This window comes from Calothrix sp. PCC 7507 (assembly GCF_000316575.1).
GTDB lineage: Bacteria > Cyanobacteriota > Cyanobacteriia > Cyanobacteriales > Nostocaceae > Fortiea.
The window spans coordinates 528372-549520 of sequence record NC_019682.1 but is presented as its reverse complement, the minus strand read 5'-3'; the positions used below and the strand labels follow the sequence as shown (position 1 = coordinate 549520).

Genomic DNA, 21149 nt, shown 5'->3' with positions numbered 1-21149 from the left:
GACCGGAAACCGCTATATGAGTGAACAGTGTTAGACACAAAACATGATCAAGGCACAACATTGTTGTGCCCTGATAGAACAGTTACTTAAACTGCTAAGTTTCTAATAATGGGTACCAGTCTTGCGATGGTTGATGGCAGTGACGGCATCAGGTTTCAGCAACTTACCGTTATCGACAGTTGCGTATACAACCCAGTGATCGCCACATTCTAGACGTTGGCTGACTGAGCATTCCAGATAGGCTAGAGCATCTGTGAGGACTGTACAGCCGTTATCTGCGACTGCTGTGGAGAAACTAGCAAATCGGTCTTCGCCTGGGGCGAAAGATTTGCGGAAGTGCTTTGTGTAGTCGTGATGATTGCCTTCTTCCAGGATATTTAGCGCAAATTTGCCTCCTGGATACAAGAGAGATTCGATCGCCCGTTCTTTAGCGATCGCAATAGTCAGTCCTGGTGGATTAAAGGTAGCTTGAGATACCCAAGCGCCCAGCATCCCCGTAGACACCTCTCCTTGCTTTGCTGAAAGCACACAAACAGAACCAACAATTCGCCCTACGGCTTGTTCTAAAGGAGTTGCAGATTGTTGTGGTACGCGCACTTTTTTCGCCTTTTTCAATGCTTGAGCAAAGTCTGTGCCCACTTCTTCACAGTACTTGAGCATGACATCATCGGGTTTAAATTTGACTTTTAAGGTTTCAAAGCCAAATTTATATCCAGCATCCCGGAGTTTACCTTCAATTAAGTCAAAGGCTTCACCACTCCAGCCATAGGAACCAAATACCCCAGCGGGTTTACTGTTGTCACCAACTGTCAGGACAATTCCCAAAGCGGTATGAATGGGTGTGGGTGCGTGACCACCAATCGTGGGAGAACCGATAATAAAGCCATCACACTGTTCTACATTAGTGCGGATTTCATCAGGTGGGGCAAATTCGCAGTTGATTGATTTGACAGCCACTCCACCCTTTGTTAATCCGAGGGCGATCGCCTGTGCTAAAGTGGCAGTGTTGCCATAAGCTGAGGCATATAACAGCGCCACAGATATTTCCCGCGTTCTTTGGGCGTGGCTCCAATCGGCATAAGCTTTGGTAAGTTCAATTAAGCTGGTGCGTACCAAAGGCCCGTGACCAACTGCATACATCCTCACCTGCAAATCAGAGATTTTCTCCAAAGCTGCTTCTACATGTAGCGCATTGGGAGCCATCAGACAGTTATAATAGTAGCGCTGGTCTTCCTTGAATGTTTCCCAATTATCATCAAACACTTCATCAGCGCAGATATGAACGCCAAATAGCTTATCTGTGTAGAGAACTTGGGTTTGCTGGTCATAGCTACAAAGTCCTTCCGGCCACCGGGGACTAGGAGTAGGGAAGAATTTTAAAACATGACCCTTACCTAAATCTAGCGTTTCTTTCCCCCGCATCACTAAGATATTTAGAGTGTCATCGGGGAAAGTATTACGCAAATTAGCGGCACCAGGAAGAGAACAAACAAAAGTTACTTGTGGTGCTAATTCTAGAATCGCCTTGTAGGTTGCTACTCGGTTGGGATTAAAATGACCCAAGATTATATAATCCAACTTTTTCACATTAACAGTCTGCTGCAACGCTTCTAGATAAATTTCGGTGAAGGTTTCAGCTGGTGGGTCAATAATTGCAGTTTTATCACCTTCAATTAAATAGCAATTGGAAGTGGTGCCCCTTTCCAATGCATATTCAATTTCAAACCGCAGACGTGACCAACTACGCGCTCTGAGAACCTTAGTATTTGTCGCAATGGGCAAAACTTGTACGTCACGGGGTTTGGAATTGGTCATAGATTTTGGGTGAAGGTTGTGAAAAACTTGGAAAAACCGGGTAGGGTTTACCCAGTTTTTAGTGAATTGCACGACGCCGTGAAGAAGATTTGAGAATCTCATGGGAAATCAGTTATCAGTTATCAGTTATCAGTTATCAGTTATCAGTCTGTTTACTGTTTACTGATAACTGTTCACTGACTTTTAGTAGTAATTACCTACTTTGCGGTGGCGGACTGCTGTTAATCCATCAGATTTAGAAACTCGACCTTCTTGGACTGTGCAGTATAAAATCCAATGGTCGCTACATTCGATGCTGCTTTGCACTTCACATTCCATGTATGCAAGTGCATCTGTGAGAATTGGTGAGCCGTTTTTGGCTGTTTGGGTTTTCACACCAGCAAATCTGTCGCCACCAGGCGGTAAGCGTTTGAGGAAGTGCTTCTTGAGTTCTTGAAAATTGCCTTCTTCCAGAACGTTGAGGACGAAGCGATCGCCTACTTGCATGAGAGAATCAATAGCGCGGTCTTTAGCCACAGCAATTGTGAATCCCAAGGGTTGTAAACTCGCTTGACTTACCCAAGATGCCAACATTGCACTGCTCACATCACCTTTTTTGGTGGTGACAATATACAGTCCGTTGCTAATCCGTCCTAAGGCTTTTTCCATGTTCACATCGAGGGACTTGATTTGCTTGATGTTGCGTTCGCGCATCAGCACTTGTCCCAAGTCTGTTCCAGCTTCTGCACACAGCTGGTAGGTGGCGGCGGTGGGAGCTTCTTTAATCCGAATGGCGGGAAAGGCTTCCTTCACACCCAAGTCGATAAATTTTCTGCGGAGTGTATCAATGGGTTCATCATCTCCGCCGTAACATTCAAATAAGCCAACTGGTTGCTTGTTGTTGACGACAGATAACAAGGAACTGATACCAGCTTGAGCAGCAGCGGCGGTAGTTGGTGGCATACCAATAATAATGCCAGCTGCTCTACCTGCAAGTTCTTGGATTTCTTGAAGTTCGGCGGAACTCAGATCGATCATTTCGATCCCCACTCCAGTTTTCTGGATTCCTTCACCAATTGCTTGAACTAGCTGATCGCCAAAGCCGTATTCTGAGACATAAAACAAGCCGACGGTGGTTTCAGCCTTGGCTTGTCTTTGGCTCCAACTTTGATAGCACTCGGTGAGAACATCGAGATGGTGGTAGAGTAATGGCCCGTGACCATTGGCAATTATTTTTATTTTCCCCAGTTCACCCATCCGCTTCATCGCATTCAGCAAAGAGCGGGCATTGGGTCCCATCAAACAATCGTAATAAAATCTAAAATCAGCTTCGATCGCTTCTAAGTCTTCGTCAAAGGTGCGATCGTCACAGAAGTGCATCCCAAAAGCATCACAGGTGTAAATGATTTCGGTTTTGCGATCAAAGCTGAAGATGGTGTCTGGCCAGTGCAGGTTAGGCGCACTCACGAATTCTATTTCGTGTCCTTTGCCGATGTCTATGCGATCGCCACTTTTGACAATCCGCTTAGAAAAAGGATCGTGTACTAAGCCTTCTAAAAATTGCAGGGCTATTTTAGAAGCTAAAACCGTCGCTCTAGGTGCTAACTGCAGGACATCTTCCACCAAACCGCTATGATCTGGTTCTGTGTGGCTAACAATTATGTAATCAATAGCTTTCGGATTAACTAGGCTTTTTAAGGTTTCTAAATACAGATGACGGAATTTTTGGTGAGAAGTATCCACCAAAACTGTCTGTTCACCTTGAATTAGATATGAATTGTAGGTTGTGCCGTTTTGCAGTCCGAATTCGATATCGAAGCGATCGCGATCCCAATCAAGAGAGCGAATCGCCGTTGTATTAGGGGCTATTTCTACAGTTTGTATAGTTAGCCGATGCTGAACGTTCTCTGCGTGGGCATTGCCGGTCGTAGACATCGCTACCATTATTCGTCTCCGAGCGCAAATAAACAGTATTGTTTTTCTGCCCTCATTGTGCCTATAAACTTTTTTTCAAGTTGTAATGAATTTGATTTTTCCGAAAAATCAAGTTGTAGCAAATAATGCTGTTTTTTTGTACAGTTTATGATTCAAAATATCTACTAATAAATTAAATTTTCTATAAGTATTTCTTTTTAAATATTGACATTTCTTGGCATAATTTAAAATCCCACACATATCATATATATTTTATGTTTTGTGACATAAATTTCGTAACAAAAAGTATAGTTTTTCCTACCGTTGTAAATATTTGAACCTTAAAAGGTATAGATATAATTTATGGTATTAAGTACATGCAAGCAGGATCATCACCAAATCCATCATGCTTAAGTACGACCCATTAGCTTGTTTACCCTCATCCGAGGAAATGCCCGACTCTGACGATACCTTGGTGGATAAATAACTACAAGATTTAATTCCTGGTTTACTCAAAGCTCTCTTAGCAATGACTTGGGGTGATCGTCAGGCCAAGCAAGCACAGCAACGCGCTCAATTATTAGCAGAACGCTGGCGATCGCTTGGTGTAGATCCCGATTCTATTTCCTGAAGTGTTCTTCAAAAGGTTTCGAGGCTGATGGATGTGGCAAGAATCAAGAAGGCGGGTTTCCCTGCCCTTTGTGTGTCACTGATATGAAAACTACTATCAAAAAAATCCACCTGACACGTTAATGTGTAGGCGGATTTGTTAATTATTCTTAGTGGATCCGAGCAGAGTCGAACTGCTGTCCAAATTGGGTATTAACCCCCCGCTCATTCACAGGTTTAGCCTATCTGACCCTCAAGGCGGGAATCGTCCATTATCCCGAACGTAGGATGCTCTGATTTAATCTTAGCCAGCAAGCCAACCAGAGAACGCTTACTAGAGCATCCGTTGGGGTTTGGTCTCTAATCCTTAACGGAGTCAAACTAGAGACGCTCGAACCTATAAGAGGCGTTTTAGGCAGCTACTAGAGCGTCCTTACGAGCAAAGCTAACGATGTTATTCGCATTTACTTTTTGTTTGAGCCTTTGATTTGCGAGAGGAGACTCACTCTCGACCTGAATCACAGAGTAGCGTTCGCCAACCTGTCGAAACCGTGACGGACCCATGCGTTCTATATCTATATTATAGTTCGCGATCAGCAAAATGTGTTACAAGATGACAAGGAAATATTCAATTCCGCACCCTTAACTGTGATGAGCCAAACTACAGACAGAGTTCGCTGGACAAGTCAAGATGTGGCAGCGTTACCTGATAACGAATGGATTCGTTATGAAATTATTGATGGAGAATTGTTTGCGGTGCGATCGCCCCACTATAAACATCAGCAGACGACAGGTCGAATCTTTGCCGTTTTAGATGATTGGTCTTTAGATAGTGGTTTAGGAGAAGCCTCTATTATGCCAGGACTGATTTTTTCGGACTCCGATAATGTATCTCCTGATGTGGTGTGGGTGAGTTATGAACGGTTAGCGCAAATTCAAGATGAAGCTGGGCATTTTCGCGGAGCGCCAGAATTAGTAGTAGAAGTGCTATCTCCAGGAAAAGCCAATGAAGAGCGCGATCGATTAGCTAAGTTGAAATTGTATTCAGTTCAGGGAGTGCAGGAGTATTGGATTGTCGATCGCATCGCTCAAAGAATTGAAGTCTATCGACGAGACAATGCTCAGTTACAACTGGTGACGACATTACTAGTAGATGATTTGATTACATCGCCATTGTTGCCTAACTTTAAGAGTGAAGTAGCACGTCTCTTTGTGTCACGAGGTTAGGAATTACCCTAATATGTTCCGAATATCCTTCAACATTAAAAATAAATGTAAAGGGTCAGTCGGACTAGGTTCAAAATCAAAATTTTCATACCACCCTCTTGCTTGCTCATCTTGAGCATGAACTAGCAATGCACGAATCCCTAAAATATCTGCGGCTGCATTTACACGTTTGAGACAGTCTTTTAATAAACCACTGCCTATTCTCTGACCTTGAAAATCTTTGCTGACTGCTAAACGCGCTAAAAGAGCTACAGGTACAGGATATTTTGGCAATCCTTTAATTATGCGAGGTGGCGCATCCTGATGGATAACAGACGCTACTGTGAGAGTATAGTAACCAATTACATTATTATCAACACAAGCTACATAAGTTTTTGAACTATCAGATTGTTGATTTTGTAAAGCGTAATTAATTAAAAAATTATTTAAAGCAGGTTTGCCACAATCAAAATTTTGAAGATTATGGGAAGATGATAACTTCTCAATATATAGATTATGCAAGGGAAATTACTCAAATACGCTCGGCTCAGTTAATAGACGACGCAAACGCGGTTTGTCTGTTGTGGGTGCATCAAGGGCATTTTGAAAAGCTTGCCATTGCTCATCATCTAGGGCAAAGACCTGACGATTTGTTAAAGCATTTTGAGCAGCAATTAAACCGTGTTCTAACAAAAACTCACTCACATTTTTATGACTTGCAGCCGCTGCTTGCTGCAAGAGTTTTTTGACATGGGAATTTGTCCGAATATCTATGCGTTCGGTTTTAGACTCCGCTGAGTGACTCATAATTTAACTTGAGATAGATTTTCCTCTCAATATCTAAGCTAGCATACACACATTGTCCTGACAATAGTTGGTGGCGATCGCTCTGTAAGTTGATTTTTTTATTGACTAATGATATTTTAATAACCAGTATTATTTAGTATTTTTGTACTAAAAAATGGTAAACAGTTACGACATTATTGAATATAATGGGTATTCAATACAAATTGAACGAACTCCAGTTGAAAAAATGACTGGTGAGCAATATTGGACTTTCAGTATAGGGCAAACCGGACAACCTCTTTTACCTGTGGGGAAGATTTATGGTGGATATGAAGTAGTATTAGCTGAGGCTAAAAAGTTAATTGACAGTCGAAATATGAATCTCTGATTGTAAATCAAAGATGATTCCTATATTCATAACTATCGTTCTTGACTAGGAATATCCTCAATAAAACATCAGGTTCTCCTAGCAAGAGGTTGAGATTTTTTTAAATTTATTCAGTTAATTGCTATTTATATATGGAATTTGATTTTAATAATTTAGATCCATTAATGGCAACTTTGACCAGTCTTTTTGCAAATGAAGGTTGTACAAAGCAAGTAGCAATACTCGCAGAGGCAAATGCAAAAATTGAAAATGTAGATTATGATAATTGGAACGGTGGAACTGAAATTTATCATTTTTACCTAACAATTCCTGCTTATTTATTTAGCCAAATTGTGGATGAACGAGATAAATTAGAAAATAAAATTTTAGAAAAAGTATCTTATTTACTAAACCCATATATGAAAAATTGGTACGTTAGATCGGTTTCTATCTCACCAATGTTATCAAGCGATGATCAATGGAGAGAAAAAGCAAAAGCTTTTACAGAAGGACAAGGTATTAACAATCAAGGACGTGTGCGGTCAGATAACATTGCGAGTAAGTTTTGTGATGGACTGTTATTCCGTTCTCAACCAGAAATTTACCTTTATCAAGCGTTCAAGATACTTGGAGTCCCTTTTGCACCCCTTCCTGTATTTATTCAAGGAGGTGAACACTATCGTCGTGTTGAACCAGATTTTTTAATTATTAAACATGGAATAACAATGATTGTTCAGGTTGACGGTGATACTTTTCATCGTGAATTACCTGCACAAGCTCATGAACGTTTAACTATGCTCACTCATGAGGGAGCTATTGTAGAACGGGTTTCAGCAAATGAATGTGACACACTGGAAAAGGCAAAACAATGTGCATCTAGATTAATAAATATTCTTAAAAAACGCAAAGAAAATAAGTGATATTAATATGGAAAAGCAAAAATAGCTAATCGCTAGTTTGAAATTTACCAGCAATTAGCTATTAGTTATAGTTAGCAATTGAGTTTTAAGTCAGTGCTTCAGCACCACCAACAACCTCAAGCAGTTCTTGGGTAATAGCGGCTTGTCTGGCTTTGTTGTAAGACAATGACAGGGTTTTAATCAACTCACCGGCGTTATCGCTGGCGTTGTTCATAGCTGTCATCCGTGCGGCTAGTTCACTAGCGGCTGATTCTTGTAGCGCCCGCAATAACTGGTTACTTAAATATAGGGGCAATAAAGAATCGAGAATTTGCACGGGGTCTTGCTCGAAAATCATATCACGAGCCAAGGGACGAGCTTGAGTGGTCACTTTTTCCCGTTCGACTTGAAATTGACCGCCACGGGTTGTGAGGCGGAAGATTTCATCATCGCCCGCTTCTAAACCTTGTGGATCTAGGGGAAGCAAGGTTTGCACTACAGGACGAGAGCTAACTAGAGAGACAAATTTGGTGTAGATTAACTCAATCCTGTCTACGCTTTGTGACAAAAACAAGGAAAGGAGTTCGTCGGCAATTTTGTTAGCCTCGGCTGCGGTAGGAATTTGCTCCAAACCAGTGTAGGTAGCATCTATGGGTTGGTTGCGGCGTTGGAAGTACTGGATGGCTTTACGTCCTACCAGTACGAATTTATAATTTACGCCTTCTGCTTGTAGTTCTTTGGCACGGTTTTCCGCACGACGGATGATGTTACTGTTGTAACCGCCGCACAGACCCCGATCGCCAGAAATGACTAGCAACCCTACGGTTTTGACTTCGCGTTTTTTCAGCAGGGGTAGGTCTGCATCTTCAAACTTGAGACGGGTTTGCAAGCCATACAGTACTTGTGCCAAACGATCAGCAAAGGGGCGGGTAGCGATTACTTGCTCTTGGGCGCGACGTACTCTAGCAGCTGCTACCAGCCGCATGGCTTCTGTGATTTTTTTGGTGTTTTTGACCGACTGAATGCGATCGCGTATTGCTTTAAGATTGGGCATATTCTTAAGTTCTGAGTCCTGAGTTCCGAGTCCTGAGTGACGGACGATGCTGAATATTAAGTCTTATAGGAATTGGGAATTTGCTGTTGCTTAACTCTTCACTCCTCTCCTGACTCAGCACTCAGCACTCATCACTCAGCACTTGTTTACGCTGCTTGGAATACTTTTTTATACTCAGTTAATGCTGTCTTCAAAGCAGCTTCTTCTGAGTCACCCAGGGCTTTTGATGCTTGTACTGCTTGCGCGTACTGAGGGTTGCCTGTCTTTAAGTATTCTCTTAGACCTTTGGTGAAAGTGGTGACTTTATCTACAGCAATGTCATCCAAGTAACCGTTGATACCAGCGTATAGAATCGCTACTTGCTCGTATACGGAGAGTGGAGAGTTTTGTGGCTGTTTCAGGAGTTCCCGTAACCGTTGACCCCGTGCTAACTGGTCTTGAGTGGCTTTATCTAAGTCGGAAGCAAACTGCGCGAAGGCTTGCAGGTCGTCAAATTGCGCTAGTTCCAATTTAATTTTACCGGCAACTTTTTTCATTGCCTTGGTTTGAGCCGCAGAACCCACGCGGGATACTGAGATACCTGGGTTCACAGCGGGACGGATACCAGCGTTGAACAGGTCAGAAGAGAGGAATATTTGACCGTCGGTGATGGAAATCACGTTGGTGGGGATGTATGCTGAAACGTCGCCTGCTTGGGTTTCGATAATTGGTAAGGCGGTCAAGCTACCTTTACCCAGTTCGTCGCTCAATTTAGCTGCCCGTTCCAATAAGCGGGAGTGGATGTAGAATACGTCTCCAGGGTAAGCTTCCCGTCCAGGTGGACGACGTAGTAGCAAGGACATTTGACGATAAGCTTGGGCTTGCTTGGAGAGGTCATCGTAAATGATCAGAGTAGCTTTGCCTTTGTACATGAAGTACTCAGCGATGCTTGCGCCTGTATAGGGGGCGAGGAATTGTAGTGTTGCTGGTTCACTGGCACTAGCGGCGACGACGATGGTATAGTCTAGTGCGCCTTTTTCTTGCAATGTCTGCACCACGTTAGCAACGGTGGAGGCTTTTTGACCAACGGCGACGTAGACGCAAATTACGTCTTCTGATTTTTGGTTGATGATGGTGTCAATGGCGATCGCTGTTTTACCAGTTTGACGGTCCCCAATGATCAATTCCCGCTGACCCCGTCCGATGGGAATCATCGAGTCGATGGCTGTGATACCTGTTTGCAGGGGTTCGTGTACTGACCGACGGGCAATAATACCAGGTGCGGGAGATTCAATCAAACGGGTTTCTGTGGTTTTCAGGTCGCCTTTACCGTCAATCGCGCGACCTAAGGCGTCTACTACTCTACCAATCAAGGCTTCGCCCACACCTACCTGAGCGATTTTACCTGTGGCGGTAACTGTGCTACCTTCTTGAATCTTCAGCCCTTCACCCATGAGCACTGCGCCCACGTTGTCTTCTTCTAAGTTCTGAGCGATACCAATTGTACCGTCTTCAAATTGCAATAGCTCACCAGCCATTGCCTTTTCTAGTCCATAGATCCGGGCGATACCGTCACCAACTTGTAGTACTGTACCAACGTTAGCAACTTTGACTTCTTGGTCGTATTGCTCGATTTGCTGTTGGATGATACTGCTGATTTCGTCAGGTCTAATTGAAATGCTCATGTGTCTATAATTTGTGTTCTTTCGAGATGGGAGAATTTCGAGGGTTAGGGTCAAGAGTCAAAGGTTATTCTCCCTCCACATCTCCCGATTACCAACATTCACTAACATAATTAGCAACTTACGTTAATAATTAGAAGTTAAGAGTTGAGAATTATGAGTTAAAAGTACAAAAGTTGATCTAGATTACTTTTGACTTTTGACTTTTGACTTTTGACTTTCTAGCTACTAGTTAGACTCAAGGCTAGGCGGCGTAACTGACCACGTAAACTGGCGTCAATTACCTGGGAACCGACTTTAATGATCACACCACCAATTAAGCTGCTGTCTATCTTGGTTGCTAGTTCTACCTGACGAGCATTGGTGATGGCGATCACCTTTTCGATGATTGTTTGCTGTTGAGCTTCTGTGAGGGGAACGGCTGAACTAACTTCCGCTAATACGGTTTGATTCAGCTGCCGCAACAGCACTATATACTGCTGTAAAATTGGTTCCAAGAAAGCAATGCGCCGTTTGTCTACCAATATCAGCAAAAAATTGCGGAGGTAGGGGCTAGTGCTTTCACCAAGTATTTGTCTGATTAGAGCTTTTTTGCTCTCAGCCTGAGTAAAGGGATTGTCGATGAAGTTCCGTAGCTGTTGATTGCCTGAGAGTAGGTTCAGCAAAACACGTGCGTCTTCGCCAAACTGTTCTGTTAAGCTTTTCGACTGGGCGATTGACAACAGTGCTTGTGCATAAGGCTGGGCGACTTCGGCTGTTGCTACCTTACTGGTCATACTCTACCTCCCAGTTGTGCGATGCTGCGGTCAATTAAACTTTGTTGAGCATCGTCGGCAATCCCACTTTTGAGTTCTGTCTCGACTTTCTCCAGTGCTTGAGCTACTACTAGCTGCCGCAGTTGGGCGATCGCTCTTTCTGTTTCGCTGTTCAAGTCCGCTGCTGCTGTTTGCTTCAAGCGTTCTACGTCTTGTGCTGCTTTCGCTAACAAGGCTTCTTTTGCTTTTTGGGCATTTTCTTCAGCAGCTTTGCGGATGCGTTGAGCCTCAGCTTGGGACTGGGTCAACTGCTCTTGTGCTTGTCCCAGGGCAATCTTTGCCTCTTTTAAGCGCCCTTCTGCTTCCTGAATGGCGGTGGCAATATTGGATTGTCGCTCGCTCAGGATATTGCTTAAAACTTTACGTCCGAAGTAGAATAATATGCCTATCAGAATCGCTAGATTGATCAGGTTGGTTTCAAAAATGTCTATATTTAGACCGAAACCACCTTCGGCTGCGCCTTCTGCCAATTCAGAGTTTTCTGCGGCAAGTAATAAGATTGTGCCCATGATACCCATCTACAAGTGCGCTGCTCGCTTTCTAATACAATGTATTTTCCCTTCTGGGAAATCAAGTGTTTTTCCCCGAAGGGAAAAAGTGCCTTTTTTTGACACTTAATTAAGCGCTCTGAGATTAGTACCCAGTTGCGTGTATGTTTTCACAGAACCAGTCTTGTTAGACTATCTAACTGGAGTTGGTCCTAATAGTTTTTCTAGAATCTGCCTGCTTAGAGCATCAACTCGTTGCTCTAAGGTATGCAAAGCTTCCTGCTTTTGTTGCTCTATTTCTACAGCAGCTTGTTCTCGTTGAGACTGCGCTTCTTTTTGAGCCTCAGCGATTTTATCGGCAGTAATTTTCTTGGCTTCAGCTTGAGCTGCTTCTACAGTAGCTTGCGATTGTCTGCGCGCTTCTGCTAGCTGCTGCTCATATTCCTTGGCTAGGCGTTCCGCTTTTGCCAAGCCTTCCTTGGCCTCAAGGGTATTCGTTCGGATGTAACTATCGCGATCGTCTAGTACCTTGGTCAGTGGCTTATAGAAAATTGCATTCAACAAGGCTGCCAATAGCAGGAACTGCAATGCCATTAAGGGCAAGGTAGCATTGAAATCAAACATTTCTCTCCTCTTTGGCTGGAGTAAACGACTCAACACGCAAAATTTTTTGATTGTAGAGGCGTGATGCTTCACGTCTCCACATTCACAAAATTTTTAAGTGCTATTACGCAAAGGGGTTAGCAAACAACAACACTAGGGCAATAACTAGACCATAGATTGTTAGGGATTCCATGAAAGCCAAGGTTAACAACAGAGTACCCCGAATTTTGCCTTCTGCTTCTGGTTGACGGGCGATACCTTCCACTGCTTGACCGGCAGCATTTCCTTGACCAATACCAGGACCGATTGCAGCTAAACCGATGGCTAGAGCAGCAGCTAGAACTGAAGCAGCAGAAACTAATGGATCAATGCCTGTTGCTGCAGCAAGAACATAAGAAGCAGAAATTAATGGAGCCATGTTGATTTTCCTTACCTTGAGTACAAAGTGAACAATTTTTGTGTTTAGATTGCCGATTTCAGATTTTGAATTGAATCCGAAACGGGCATCCAAAATCTAACATTACATCAACTGAGGGACGCTAATTCAGTTATCAGTTATCAGTTATCAGTTACCTCGTAGTGAGGAAACGCGAGCAGCGTCCCGCTCTTAAGTCGTAAAGCCTTCTCTACGAGAGGCTTCGCCAACGGCATAGCTTCTCCTGTCGGAGAGGCTGCGCCAACGCTTAGGGCGCAGCCTCTCGTAGAGAAGAATCACTCTTTACTGATAACTGTCCACTGTTCACTGATTTTAATGTGCTTCCTCATGCTCTTCTTCACCGTGTCCCTCTAGTGCCTCATGAATGTATGCCCCAGCTAGGGTAGCAAAAACCAAGGCTTGAATGGCACTGGTAAACAAACCTAAAGCCATTACGGGCAGAGGTACAAATAGAGGAACCAGTAGTACTAGCACCGCTACTACCAATTCATCCGCTAATATATTGCCAAATAGACGGAAGCTCAGGGAGAGGGGCTTAGTGAAATCTTCAAGAATGGCGATCGGCAACAGAATAGGAGTTGGCTCTATATATTTCTTAAAGTAGCCTAAACCTCTCTTGCTGAAACCCGCGTAAAAGTACGCTAAAGAGGTCAGCAGTGCCAATGCTACAGTCGTATTGATGTCATTAGTGGGAGCTGCCAATTCACCTGAAGGTAGCTTGATTAGCTTCCAGGGAATTAGCGCACCTGACCAGTTCGATACGAAGATAAACAAGAACAATGTGCCGATGAATGGCACCCAGGGGCGGTACTCTTTCTCACCCAGTTGGTTTTTCGCGAGATCCCGAATAAATTCTAGGGCATATTCCATCAAATTCTGGATGCCTTTGGGAATTCTTTGGGCGTTCCGAGTAGCAGCTATGGAAGCTATTACTAGAATGCTAATCACAAACCACGAGGTAAGAAAAACTTGCCCATGAATTTTCAGATTGCCCAACTGCCAATAGAAATGATGACCTACTTCTAATGAGGCGAGGGGAAAAGAATTAAAGGCGTTTAAGACACTAAGCATTTGCATTCTTCAAGCATTTCCCCAACGAACGAGGATGGGATTATTGTCTTTGTGAGCCTGACTTTTAACAGTAAACAGTTATCAGTTATTCAGTTATCAGTTGTGTCCCTTGGGTAACAATCGGTGGCGGGTTTAAATCCCTCACCACAGGCCTGATAACTGTTGACTGTTGACTGAATTTAAGAATCAGGAATGAACGCAATTTGCACCATATAGACGATGAGCGTGGCTTTGTAAGTTAGAAATCCCAAAAATATAGGTAGAATCTGTAACTCACGCCATTGAGTTCCCACGATCATTACTCCCATAAACAGAGCCAAACGAGTTTTGCTCAGACGGGTTTTCTCATTACCGAGCTGCTCAACGTCTTTAGCCAGCATTTTTAAGTAAACCACACCTGTACACGCCCCAATTAAATAATTCAGGGCAATGTTCAAGGAATAAAAAATCCACACAGAGATAAAAATAACCCCCGTCAAGACAAGCGTGATTACCAACAATCGCTGGAAGAGTTGATGGAACTCTTGCATGGAGTTACCTGATTCTGTGTCTTCAGAATCAGTTTTAGCATCTTGTTGTGTTGTCGGAGTGGGTGCAGTTGATTCGTCTGACAAGCTCACGGGACTTGAAACCAGTACAGTTAAAGATGATGACTGCACATTCAGTCAGCTGAATCATATCACGATCCGGTAACAATACTTTAGGAAAAAACAATGAAGGGAACTGGGGATTGGTGACTGGGGATTGGTGACTGGGTAAGAAATCTACCACTACGGGTGGAGTTTGTACCAGAATCTTTACCCATCCCTAACTACTTTGAGTAATTTACTTGCTCAATTAGTCGTGGTTCTGTCAAGGCTTTTGCAGATCGCAGCATTGGTAAATTCTGTAAAGCTCCAAGTTATGGGTTGCCTAGATGCGACGATGCGTTGACTGTGTACACATTTTACTTTAACTCAAATTTGCCCATCTGTTGTGATGGGCGATCGCCTGCGCCTCTCACTAAATTATTGACCTGGTGTCAACAAAATCATCTGCTGTTTAAGTAAGGTTCTGACTCGATCTAAACCTAATTCCACACTTGCTAAAATCTCTGCTACTGTTGACGAACCATGACACTGGGAGAGAAACTCAAACTCTGCTGTTGACAAATTGACCAGTTGGTAGTCGTAATTGAATACACACTGACTAGGAAATCCTTCAATACAAGGATTAAGTTCGGGAACTGCTTGTAATAGGGCATTATCGTCTAACCAGTCAGCTTTGATCAGGGGAGGACGACCGAGGAAAAATTCATAATGGCTAACTTCTGGGTCTAGTAATTCTATCAGGCGATAACGTTGGCGATCGCTCAATCCTTTAGCCCGTTCGATCAACTCTGGTGCTTTGCTCAAAAGTCGCTCCAATTGCCAAAAACCAGGATTTGAGAAGCCGATAAACTCTAAGCCAGAAGCATCAATTAATTCAAATAACGTCTCAATGTTGTAGTCAATTTCCTGGGGATGGACATACATATCAGCAAAGTTTTCATCCCGATGGTTTTCCATTGACCAACGTTCTTGTTCTCGCTTGAGAATGCGGTTCTTTTCTGGAAGCGATGCAAAGATTTCCCGCCCGACTTGCACACCATCGCGATAGTCGCCTATTTTATCACCTTGGATGAGGGCGATCGCTTTTTGCATGAGTTGAATTTCCCAGCGGCCCAATTCCCCGTAGACAAAAATGTGCATCAAGCCACCTGGTGCTAATTTTTTCGCTAAGGCTTGAATACCACGAATCGGGTCTGGTGTATGGTGCAGAACACCCACACAGTTAATTAAATCAAACTCCCCAGGAAGTTGTTCTACATCATACAAGCTGAGATGATGAAACTCGACACGGTCTGCCCCAGAACGTTTGCAGCGTTCCTTCGCCACTTCCAACGTACCAGCACTCAGGTCAATGCCGATAACTTGGGCTTGGGGGTTAAGATGCACCAAATATTCTGTACCTACACCAGAGCCACAGCCTGCATCTAAAATCCGAATATCCTGTCTTTGCGGCTTCTGTCCAGTACAAAAGTTATAAGCTGCTAGCCAATTCCACCGCCAATTGTACCCCGGTGGTGGTTCATCCAGCAGGGGTTCTGGGGGAAATGGGTAGGTGTCGTAAAGTTTAGCAACAGCAGCACTAACGGTTTGAGAATCGGACATGATCAGGAATAACGCAGCAGTTTCGAGTTTAGCTGATAGTGGATGATTAGGGCAAAAGTTACTACTGCCTATTTCCTACTACTTATCCAACAGCAAAGTCAGTAAATTGGCGTTTATAAGGAGCATGAAATCCTAATACAATATCTTCTTTAGGTACTCCAGCAGCAATTAATTCGTTAGCAATGCCGATTTCTGTACCATCTCTTTGTATCCAAATTTTGTTGTCTTGGATATCGACATGAATGATGACTCCATAAATTCTCCGTTGTTCTTTCCAGCCAATATTTAAGACTTGATAATGATGGCGTTCTGCGTCAAATAGTAATTGAACATCTGTGCCATTAGCCACGTCATTAGCGGAATGGTTCCGTAAAATATCTTGAATGATTTGAGAGTAACTTATTCTTTCCATAAAACAATTTCCTGACTTAAGGAATGAAAAATTAAAAGCTTAATTTGATATTCTTTTAAAGAATCTTGAATAAATTGACGAGAGAAAAAGTCTTGGTATGTATCTTGGCTAATAGCTAGATATAGAATGCGTTCTGGTTCTTCTTTTCTTAATGCTAGCCGATAATTCAGGATTTGACCTAAAGCGAGATGAAATTCCGTTACGCCCGAAGCACCTATAAAGGATTTAACTTCCACAGCTATTTTATATCCTTGTTTTTGTGCTGCTAATAGTCTTTCTGCTCCTAAATCTACAAAAAATTCAATGTCATCAACTTTCAGATGCAGTGGGTCATGGGTAATCATCCAACCATCTTTTTCTAAAGCAGTGCGGACAGATTGATGGAATATATCTTTAGATGGCATAGGGAAGTAGATAGGTATCGTAGAGTTTGGCAACAAATGCACTAAAGATTTGGGAGTCTGACATTTCTGGAACAATATTGCAGCAATTCTGAGTTTATCGAATGATGAACACTTTAGGTAGACAAATAATTGTGATCGCTATCAGCCCATATATTTCAAGTAGGGAAGTTGTTTCAGTAAAAACACTAGTGTTCTAGTATCTATTAGCTAATAGAATTGGGTTTAAGTATTTAGTAGCTTAATTTACTCAATCAGGAGCATCGAATGCCTGTAGGATTGCCTGAATTCGTCGAAAATCCAGAAAATCGTTGCCCTGTAATTCTTTTACTTGATACTTCTGGCTCTATGTCTGGTCAACCTATCCAAGAATTAAATCTAGGGTTGGCGGCTTTTAAGGAAGATGTGCTGAGAGATTCCCAAGCATCGCTGAGTGTGGAAGTGTCCATGATCACATTTGGACCTATAGTTAAACTCACGCAAGACTTTGTGACGATTGACCAATTTACACCGCCTATATTGGAAGTAGATGGTGTTACCCCAATGGGTGCAGCGATTGAGTATGCTTTGGATTTTCTAGAAAACCGGAAACAGACTTATAAAGACAACGGTATTCTCTATTATCGTCCCTGGGTGTTTTTGATTACAGACGGAGCGCCATCAGACTCCTGGAATTCAGCCGCGCAAAGATTGAGACAAGCAGAAGCACAAAGCCGACTCTCATTTTTTGCAGTTGGTGTCAAGGGTGCTGATATGAATATCCTCAAACAAATTTCCCCACCTGAACGTCCACCAGTTACGCTAAATGGCTTAGATTTTCGTGATTTGTTTGTCTGGCTTTCTACTTCGATGAAACGGGTTTCTAGTGGCAAAGTAGGGCAAGCTGTAGCTTTACCAGCTATGGGATGGGGTCAAATTACGAGTTAGAGGAAATTTTGTGAATTGGAAAGCTGTTGCGCGTTCCGCGATTGGAACAAGTCATCAAAATCAGGGGATAGTTTGTCAAGATTATGGGGGTTATCGCATCTTTAAGGATGTGATTGTAGGTGCGGTTGCTGATGGTGCTGGTAGTGCTAAACATTCTGATGTTGGTTCTAAGTTGGCTGTAGAAACGGCACTTAAATATCTCTCAAGAATTAGTGGATATCTTCGCAAGCGTCAACATTGTTGGCAAAATTTTTCTCAAATACTTTCACAAACAGAAGCCGATAAATTATTTACTAAAACTGTAAACAAGGTAATTGTTGAGTTAGTTAGGCAAGCAGCCAAAGAAGATTATTCTGTCAATGATTTAGCTTGTACATTGTTGGTTTTCATTGCGACTCCTGAATGGGTTGCAGCTATGCAAATTGGGGATGGATTTATTGTAATGCGTTCCCAAGAGTCAGAATATAAGCTGTTATTTCAGCCAGATAAAGGTGAATTTGTCAATGAAACAACTTTTATTACCTCAACAAATGCAGTCAAAGAAATGCAGGTAGAGGTTATTTCTGAAAAACAAGAGTTTATTTGTGCTTCCACTGATGGACTAGAAAAAGTAGCAATTCGTTTGAGCGACTGGGAACCCTTCTCGCCTTTCTTTAAACCTTTGGAGGAATACTTGCAGGAACCTGTTAGTGAGGAGGAAGAAGATAAATATCTGACGGAATTCCTCAACTCAGAACGGCTAAATTCTCGCACCGACGATGATAAAACCTTACTTTTGTGCTTATTTGATGAGAGTAAAATTCGATGAGAGTTCTCACCTGTGCCAGTACGGGTCAATCGATTACTCTGCTGGGTGAACCCATAGCTAATAGTGGTGAAGCAAAGGTTTGGCAAACAAATCGCAATGGTTACTTAGCGAAAATTTACCATTCGCAAACTCCTGATCGTGTGCAAAAGTTGGCGGTGATGATAGCTCACCGACCCAAAGAGCCAAACTCTCACCTCAATCATATTTCTTTTGCTTGGCCTAAGTCGGTACTAAAAGATGCTCAAGGTAATTGTGTAGGCTTTTTGATGCCGGAAATTAAGGAAGCGAAAGAACTTATTGATATATACAATACCAAGCGTCGTAAAGCTTTGAAACTTGAGGTTGATTGGCGTTTTCTCCACACAACGGCAATGAATATCGCCTCAATTATTGAAGCAATTCACGCTTCTGGCTATGTTTTGGGTGACATCAAGCCGCAAAATATTCTTGTAAACGATCGCGCTTTACCTTCAATAATTGATACTGATTCTTTTCAGGTTCGGAATCCGAAAAACAATAAGGTTTATCGTTGTCTAGTACAGGACGGCGGAAATAAACCGAGTATTAAACAGCCAAAACTTTACCCTTATATGTCCACTTGAAAGGTTTAGCCATTGTTTGATTAAAGTAGTCAATAAAAGCAAGAATTCTAGTTTTGAGATCATCCTGACTCTGGAAACTGGCTCTTCTTAGTAACTTCCGTACCAAAATACTAAACCAAATTTCAATTTGGTTGAGCCAAGAAGAATGTAGTGGTGTGTAATGGAAAACGATTTGATGTGTGGGGTCACTTAAAAAAGCTGCACGAGATTTCATTGATTTGAGGATGCCACTTTTACCCTTAATGCCAAGGTTGATGTTTAAACCTTCAATTTGTGCAACAAAACGAACTAAGGACTCCGATTGATGAGTGTTCAGGCAATCCATAATTAAATGCCATTTTTTCGCATTGGGGTCAGTGGCAATAGTTTGATGAATATGAAAGATAAAATCAACTTCTGTTCTGGAATCTCCACAAGTTGGTCTGATAATTTGACCAGTGGCAACATCGAAACTGGCTATCAAGGTTTGCGTACCGTGACGAATATATTCAAATTCCCTTCTTTCAACTTTGCCCGGTCGCATTGGTAAGTCTTTTTCTATGCGCTCAGTAGCTTGAATACCTGTCATCTCATCAATAGATATTGTGCGTTCCCCCTTTAGATGACGGTCAATCGCATTTAAATACAAATCTGTAATATCTTCAACTTTTGCATCAAATTTTTCATCCAGGGGGGGGAGTCAGCCAGTACCGACTTTGGTGTGGCTTCAATTGAGCTTCTTCTAATAGTCTTCCCACATGGCGAACAGATATACTTTCGATAATCCCTTGTTTTGTAATTTCATCTGTCAGTTCTCTAGATGTCCAGTGACTTATTGTCCGACCGTAATCTTCTGGCGGCGAACAGGCAAGCGCAAACAACTCTATTACTTGTTCCATGCTAAATTTTACTGGTGCGCCAGTACGCTCTTGATCTTGTAATCTTTGAAAAGCTGATAATTTTGCTCCCTCTGTCTCCAACCATCGCTTTCGCCATAAACGAGTCATATCTAGACTAATCTCTAATATTCGAGCAATTTCGCCGTTATTTTTCCCTGATGATGCCAGAAGAATAATTTTGGCTCGGATGACGATTTGCTGTGCTGTCTTATGTCCCTTTATCAACTCTTGTAGTTCATTCTGCTCACTATCACTCAAACTTAATTCTTTTGGAGCTAATCTTGCCATACCCTGATTCTTTGTCACCAAACAAAGCTTTTCATCTACTGACTTAATTATCCCATATAATACTCGGCTTACTTCCGCCGTCTTGTACTAGTTGGTTCAGAAGGCTTTACACCACCAGAACTGATTGGCAAAGATTTTGATAGCACTGATCAAACGGAAGTACATGATCACTTCCGGTTAGCAGTGATTATCTATCAGTTGTTGTTTGGTGGTCAAACTCCTTTTACAGGAAAGTGGATAGGTGCGGGGGAAATTCCAGAAAACAATGAACTTATCCGTCAGGGTTTATGGCTGTATACACCAAGTAGTCCATTTCGACTTGTAGAAATAACAATTCCTCTTGAGATCGTTCACCCAGAGGTTCAGCGATGTTTTCTCAAATGCTTTAACGATGGTTATAAAAATCCTAACTTGCGTCCAACTGCTGGGGATTGGGTAAAAGCGCTCAGACTTGCTGTCAATAAGTTGACTATCTGTGGAAAGGTAAACAGCCACTACTACAGCCGAACTTATGGTAAGTGTTATTGGTGCGATCGCTCTATAAAACTTGGTGTTGATATATTTCCTGGCTTTGCTAGACCAAAAAAAGCTGCTGTTCTTGAATCAATATCACAACCTAAGGCTTTTGCTGTAGATAAAATTATAGAAATTGCTAGCCCAAAACAACAATCTGCTCTTTCTGAATTAACTACCACAGATAAAATCATAGAAGATATTATAGAAAATATCGCAAAGTTGGTTATTATTGGGATTGGATTATTTTCTTTTTTGGTTGGTGGTTGGTCTATTATGCTGGGTTGGTTTGCTTGGTTTTATTTTGTTTGGCTTTGCTTTTGTTTGATTCGTAGACTGTAATATCTACTGTTCTTATAAACTATTTTCAAACAAGAATTTTCTACTAATTGTGATCACGATAATAGCTTTCAAAGAGTTTTGGG

24 protein-coding genes and 1 other RNA gene are annotated in these 21149 nt (G+C 42.4%); 7 read left to right on the top strand and 18 right to left on the bottom strand.

Translation table 11 applies throughout. The features are described 5' to 3' along the window. Window positions 1-102 precede the first annotated feature (102 nt). From CAL7507_RS02490 to ssrA, 3 genes are all read right to left on the bottom strand, one after another. Complete coding sequence (locus CAL7507_RS02490) at window positions 103-1815, bottom strand: diflavin flavoprotein (RefSeq protein ID WP_015126842.1); 1713 nt, start codon at window positions 1813-1815, stop codon at window positions 103-105. A gap of 183 nt (window positions 1816-1998) precedes the next feature. Continuing rightward, window positions 1999-3738, bottom strand: a complete 1740-nt coding sequence (locus CAL7507_RS02485) for a diflavin flavoprotein (protein WP_015126841.1) — start codon at window positions 3736-3738, stop codon at window positions 1999-2001. Between the two features lie 750 nt (window positions 3739-4488). Then, window positions 4489-4879: a transfer-messenger RNA gene (gene ssrA / locus CAL7507_RS30405) on the bottom strand. 89 nt (window positions 4880-4968) lie between these two features. On the opposite strand from ssrA, the gene CAL7507_RS02480 reads away from it, so the two are divergent. Then, on the top strand, window positions 4969-5544 hold the full coding sequence (locus CAL7507_RS02480) for a Uma2 family endonuclease (RefSeq protein WP_042341730.1): 576 nt from the start codon (window positions 4969-4971) through the stop codon (window positions 5542-5544). A gap of 3 nt (window positions 5545-5547) precedes the next feature. On the opposite strand, the gene CAL7507_RS02475 is transcribed toward CAL7507_RS02480, so the two are convergent. Both CAL7507_RS02475 and CAL7507_RS02470 read right to left on the bottom strand, forming a co-directional pair. Beyond that, window positions 5548-6045 carry a GNAT family N-acetyltransferase gene (locus CAL7507_RS02475; protein ID WP_015126838.1) on the bottom strand — a complete coding sequence of 166 codons (498 nt, stop codon included), beginning with the start codon at window positions 6043-6045 and terminating at the stop codon, window positions 5548-5550. A gap of 6 nt (window positions 6046-6051) precedes the next feature. Continuing rightward, window positions 6052-6330 carry a DUF1778 domain-containing protein gene (locus tag CAL7507_RS02470; protein ID WP_015126837.1) on the bottom strand — a complete coding sequence of 93 codons (279 nt, stop codon included), beginning with the start codon at window positions 6328-6330 and terminating at the stop codon, window positions 6052-6054. A 154-nt stretch (window positions 6331-6484) separates the two neighbouring features. Here CAL7507_RS02470 and CAL7507_RS02465 point away from each other — a divergent pair, with 154 nt between their 5' ends. Continuing rightward, window positions 6485-6697 carry a hypothetical protein gene (locus tag CAL7507_RS02465; protein ID WP_015126836.1) on the top strand — a complete coding sequence of 71 codons (213 nt, stop codon included), beginning with the start codon at window positions 6485-6487 and terminating at the stop codon, window positions 6695-6697. A 131-nt stretch (window positions 6698-6828) separates the two neighbouring features. Next, window positions 6829-7596, top strand: coding sequence for a hypothetical protein (locus CAL7507_RS02460; protein ID WP_015126835.1), 768 nt, complete (start codon window positions 6829-6831; stop codon window positions 7594-7596). A gap of 85 nt (window positions 7597-7681) precedes the next feature. Here the strand turns inward: CAL7507_RS02460 and CAL7507_RS02455 are convergent, their stop codons facing one another. The 11 genes from CAL7507_RS02455 to CAL7507_RS02405 all read right to left on the bottom strand — a co-directional run bounded on the left by CAL7507_RS02455 (window position 7682) and on the right by CAL7507_RS02405 (window position 16711). Further along, entirely contained in the window at window positions 7682-8629 is a 948-nt protein-coding gene (locus CAL7507_RS02455) for a F0F1 ATP synthase subunit gamma (protein ID WP_015126834.1), read from the bottom strand. A gap of 146 nt (window positions 8630-8775) precedes the next feature. Next, complete coding sequence (gene atpA, locus CAL7507_RS02450) at window positions 8776-10293, bottom strand: F0F1 ATP synthase subunit alpha (RefSeq protein WP_015126833.1); 1518 nt, start codon at window positions 10291-10293, stop codon at window positions 8776-8778. 218 nt (window positions 10294-10511) lie between these two features. Beyond that, complete coding sequence (gene atpH / locus CAL7507_RS02445) at window positions 10512-11066, bottom strand: ATP synthase F1 subunit delta (protein WP_015126832.1); 555 nt, start codon at window positions 11064-11066, stop codon at window positions 10512-10514. Further along, the gene (locus CAL7507_RS02440; RefSeq protein ID WP_015126831.1) at window positions 11063-11623 is read right to left on the bottom strand and encodes a F0F1 ATP synthase subunit B; all 561 of its coding nucleotides are present in this window, start codon (window positions 11621-11623) and stop codon (window positions 11063-11065) included. The genes atpH and CAL7507_RS02440 overlap by 4 nt, the downstream gene beginning before the upstream one ends. A gap of 162 nt (window positions 11624-11785) precedes the next feature. Next, window positions 11786-12217, bottom strand: a complete 432-nt coding sequence (locus CAL7507_RS02435; protein ID WP_015126830.1) for a F0F1 ATP synthase subunit B' — start codon at window positions 12215-12217, stop codon at window positions 11786-11788. Between the two features lie 103 nt (window positions 12218-12320). Then, the gene (atpE, locus tag CAL7507_RS02430) at window positions 12321-12566 is read right to left on the bottom strand and encodes an ATP synthase F0 subunit C (protein WP_015112744.1); all 246 of its coding nucleotides are present in this window, start codon (window positions 12564-12566) and stop codon (window positions 12321-12323) included. A gap of 378 nt (window positions 12567-12944) precedes the next feature. Further along, window positions 12945-13709, bottom strand: coding sequence for a F0F1 ATP synthase subunit A (atpB, locus tag CAL7507_RS02425; protein WP_015126828.1), 765 nt, complete (start codon window positions 13707-13709; stop codon window positions 12945-12947). Window positions 13710-13882: 173 nt separating this feature from the next. Further along, a complete protein-coding gene (locus tag CAL7507_RS02420) occupies window positions 13883-14323 on the bottom strand; it encodes an ATP synthase subunit I (protein WP_042341726.1) in 441 nt (146 codons plus the stop codon). A gap of 387 nt (window positions 14324-14710) precedes the next feature. Then, on the bottom strand, window positions 14711-15895 hold the full coding sequence (locus CAL7507_RS02415) for a class I SAM-dependent methyltransferase (protein WP_015126826.1): 1185 nt from the start codon (window positions 15893-15895) through the stop codon (window positions 14711-14713). 82 nt (window positions 15896-15977) lie between these two features. Continuing rightward, window positions 15978-16307, bottom strand: coding sequence for a XisI protein (locus CAL7507_RS02410; protein WP_015126825.1), 330 nt, complete (start codon window positions 16305-16307; stop codon window positions 15978-15980). Next, entirely contained in the window at window positions 16295-16711 is a 417-nt protein-coding gene (locus tag CAL7507_RS02405; RefSeq protein ID WP_015126824.1) for a XisH family protein, read from the bottom strand. The genes CAL7507_RS02410 and CAL7507_RS02405 overlap by 13 nt, the downstream gene beginning before the upstream one ends. A gap of 264 nt (window positions 16712-16975) precedes the next feature. Here CAL7507_RS02405 and CAL7507_RS02400 point away from each other — a divergent pair, with 264 nt between their 5' ends. The 3 genes from CAL7507_RS02400 to CAL7507_RS02390 are packed head-to-tail and all read left to right on the top strand — an operon-like array spanning window position 16976 to window position 19045. Next, window positions 16976-17635, top strand: coding sequence for a VWA domain-containing protein (locus tag CAL7507_RS02400; RefSeq protein ID WP_015126823.1), 660 nt, complete (start codon window positions 16976-16978; stop codon window positions 17633-17635). 10 nt (window positions 17636-17645) lie between these two features. Beyond that, complete coding sequence (locus CAL7507_RS02395; protein ID WP_015126822.1) at window positions 17646-18443, top strand: PP2C family serine/threonine-protein phosphatase; 798 nt, start codon at window positions 17646-17648, stop codon at window positions 18441-18443. Next, complete coding sequence (locus tag CAL7507_RS02390; RefSeq protein WP_015126821.1) at window positions 18440-19045, top strand: hypothetical protein; 606 nt, start codon at window positions 18440-18442, stop codon at window positions 19043-19045. Before CAL7507_RS02395 ends, CAL7507_RS02390 begins: the two co-directional genes overlap by 4 nt. On the opposite strand, the gene CAL7507_RS02385 is transcribed toward CAL7507_RS02390, so the two are convergent. Both CAL7507_RS02385 and CAL7507_RS02380 read right to left on the bottom strand, forming a co-directional pair. Next, complete coding sequence (locus CAL7507_RS02385) at window positions 19008-19673, bottom strand: transposase (RefSeq protein ID WP_236556786.1); 666 nt, start codon at window positions 19671-19673, stop codon at window positions 19008-19010. The genes CAL7507_RS02390 and CAL7507_RS02385 overlap by 38 nt on opposite strands. Window positions 19674-19707: 34 nt before the next feature. Then, complete coding sequence (locus tag CAL7507_RS02380) at window positions 19708-20211, bottom strand: helix-turn-helix domain-containing protein (RefSeq protein WP_042341108.1); 504 nt, start codon at window positions 20209-20211, stop codon at window positions 19708-19710. 201 nt (window positions 20212-20412) lie between these two features. Between CAL7507_RS02380 and CAL7507_RS32605 the strand changes: the two genes are divergently transcribed. Next, window positions 20413-21066, top strand: coding sequence for a hypothetical protein (locus tag CAL7507_RS32605; RefSeq protein ID WP_201447875.1), 654 nt, complete (start codon window positions 20413-20415; stop codon window positions 21064-21066). Window positions 21067-21149 lie beyond the last annotated feature (83 nt).

Bases quoted from the DNA above. Each gene is read 5' to 3' on its own strand.
- CAL7507_RS02490 (WP_015126842.1), bottom strand. From the start codon at position 1,815: ATGACCAATTCCAAACCCCGTGACGTACAAGTTTTGCCCATTGCGACA.
- CAL7507_RS02485 (WP_015126841.1), bottom strand. From the start codon at position 3,738: ATGGTAGCGATGTCTACGACCGGCAATGCCCACGCAGAGAACGTTCAG.
- CAL7507_RS02480 (WP_042341730.1), top strand. From the start codon at position 4,969: ATGAGCCAAACTACAGACAGAGTTCGCTGGACAAGTCAAGATGTGGCA.
- CAL7507_RS02470 (WP_015126837.1), bottom strand. From the start codon at position 6,330: ATGAGTCACTCAGCGGAGTCTAAAACCGAACGCATAGATATTCGGACA.
- CAL7507_RS02465 (WP_015126836.1), top strand. From the start codon at position 6,485: ATGGTAAACAGTTACGACATTATTGAATATAATGGGTATTCAATACAA.
- CAL7507_RS02460 (WP_015126835.1), top strand. From the start codon at position 6,829: ATGGAATTTGATTTTAATAATTTAGATCCATTAATGGCAACTTTGACC.
- CAL7507_RS02455 (WP_015126834.1), bottom strand. From the start codon at position 8,629: ATGCCCAATCTTAAAGCAATACGCGATCGCATTCAGTCGGTCAAAAAC.
- atpA (WP_015126833.1), bottom strand. From the start codon at position 10,293: ATGAGCATTTCAATTAGACCTGACGAAATCAGCAGTATCATCCAACAG.
- atpH (WP_015126832.1), bottom strand. From the start codon at position 11,066: ATGACCAGTAAGGTAGCAACAGCCGAAGTCGCCCAGCCTTATGCACAA.
- CAL7507_RS02440 (WP_015126831.1), bottom strand. From the start codon at position 11,623: ATGGGTATCATGGGCACAATCTTATTACTTGCCGCAGAAAACTCTGAA.
- CAL7507_RS02435 (WP_015126830.1), bottom strand. From the start codon at position 12,217: ATGTTTGATTTCAATGCTACCTTGCCCTTAATGGCATTGCAGTTCCTG.
- atpB (WP_015126828.1), bottom strand. From the start codon at position 13,709: ATGCAAATGCTTAGTGTCTTAAACGCCTTTAATTCTTTTCCCCTCGCC.
- CAL7507_RS02415 (WP_015126826.1), bottom strand. From the start codon at position 15,895: ATGTCCGATTCTCAAACCGTTAGTGCTGCTGTTGCTAAACTTTACGAC.
- CAL7507_RS02410 (WP_015126825.1), bottom strand. From the start codon at position 16,307: ATGGAAAGAATAAGTTACTCTCAAATCATTCAAGATATTTTACGGAAC.
- CAL7507_RS02405 (WP_015126824.1), bottom strand. From the start codon at position 16,711: ATGCCATCTAAAGATATATTCCATCAATCTGTCCGCACTGCTTTAGAA.
- CAL7507_RS02400 (WP_015126823.1), top strand. From the start codon at position 16,976: ATGCCTGTAGGATTGCCTGAATTCGTCGAAAATCCAGAAAATCGTTGC.
- CAL7507_RS02390 (WP_015126821.1), top strand. From the start codon at position 18,440: ATGAGAGTTCTCACCTGTGCCAGTACGGGTCAATCGATTACTCTGCTG.
- CAL7507_RS02380 (WP_042341108.1), bottom strand. From the start codon at position 20,211: ATGGCAAGATTAGCTCCAAAAGAATTAAGTTTGAGTGATAGTGAGCAG.